The following is a 1,178-nucleotide window of genomic DNA, read 5'->3' as shown; positions in this document are numbered from 1 at the left end:
CAGAGGTTGAAAGGCTGACGTCCGTCGGCGTGTCTGCGTGATCCGGGTCGATGGGTTCGGTATGCCGGAGGTATGAGGTATCCGGCTGGTGGTGGCATGAACGCGGCAGCCCGGGTCCGGCGTGAGAAGGTCCGGATCCAGGCCGCGTCCATGTTCGAGGAGTCTTTACCGACTGCGCAGATCGCTTCTGAGCTGCGGGTTTCTGAGAAGTCGGTGCGTTTGTGGCGGCGGCAGTGGGCTGCTGGTGGAACGGAGGCTCTGGTGTCGGCCGGGCCGGGCGGCTCGGACTGCAAGCTCTCCGTTGAGCAGCGCAAACAGCTGGCCGAGGTGCTTGATGAGGGTCCGATCGTGCATGGCTGGGACGATGCCCGCTGGACCCTCGCGCGGGTGGCTGAGGTGATCGAGCGGCGTTTCGGCGTGTCCTACACGCTGCGCGGGGTGTCCTATCTGTTGCATCGCATGGGGTACAGCCAGCAGGTTCCCACTCGTCGGGCGATCGAACGCGATCCGGAAGCGATCGCCGGCTGGCATCGCGGGCGGTGGCCGTCGGTAAGAGGTTAGCGGCGGCGCAAGGGGCCTGGATCTGCTTCCAGGACGAGGCAGGCCAGGTCATGCGACCGCCGGTGGCCAAGACGTGGGCCCGGCGCGGGCACACGCCGGTCATCGAGGTGTCCGGCAAGGGCTCCGGCCGGGTCTCGATCGCTGGTCTGGTCTGCCTCCAGCCCGGACAGCGAGGCCGGCTGATGTGGCGCACCCGGCTGCACCGCGGTCGCAAAGGCGAACGCGGCAGCTTCAGCGAGGACGACTACATCGCCTTCCTCGACCAGGCCCACCAGCGCCTGCAGGCACCGATAGTGCTGATCTGGGACAACCTGAACACCCACGTCAGCCACCGCATGCACGCCCTGATCGCCGCCCGGCCGTGGCTGACCGTGATTCGGCTACCGGCCTACGCCCCGGACCTCAACCCCACCGAAGGCGTCTGGCGCTGGATGAAACGCGGCCTGACCAACACCGCCGCCCGCGGCGTCGACCACCTCGCCCAACTGGTCAAACGCCGACTACGCGACTGTCAGCAACAGACCGACCTCCTTGCCGGCTTCCTCGCCAGCACCGGCATGACCCTCGAACCCGAACCACCGAGATAGCCCGAACCTCGGCCTTTCAACCTCTGTAGC

At 67.2% G+C, this 1,178-nt stretch carries 2 protein-coding genes; both read left to right on the top strand.

Features of this window, described 5'->3' with window-relative positions:
* The first annotated feature begins 96 nt into the window (after window positions 1-96).
* A complete protein-coding gene (locus ACLQ29_RS35350) occupies window positions 97-561 on the top strand; it encodes a winged helix-turn-helix domain-containing protein (RefSeq protein WP_425775698.1) in 465 nt (154 codons plus the stop codon).
* Window positions 540-1,148 carry a transposase gene (locus ACLQ29_RS35345; RefSeq protein ID WP_425775697.1) on the top strand — a complete coding sequence of 203 codons (609 nt, stop codon included), beginning with the start codon at window positions 540-542 and terminating at the stop codon, window positions 1,146-1,148. The genes ACLQ29_RS35350 and ACLQ29_RS35345 overlap by 22 nt, the downstream gene beginning before the upstream one ends.
* The last annotated feature ends 30 nt before the right edge of the window (window positions 1,149-1,178 follow it).

It is taken from the genome of Micromonospora sp. DT228 (assembly GCF_049841595.1).
GTDB lineage: Bacteria > Actinomycetota > Actinomycetes > Mycobacteriales > Micromonosporaceae > Micromonospora.
This window is presented reverse-complemented; position numbering and strand designations above follow the sequence as displayed.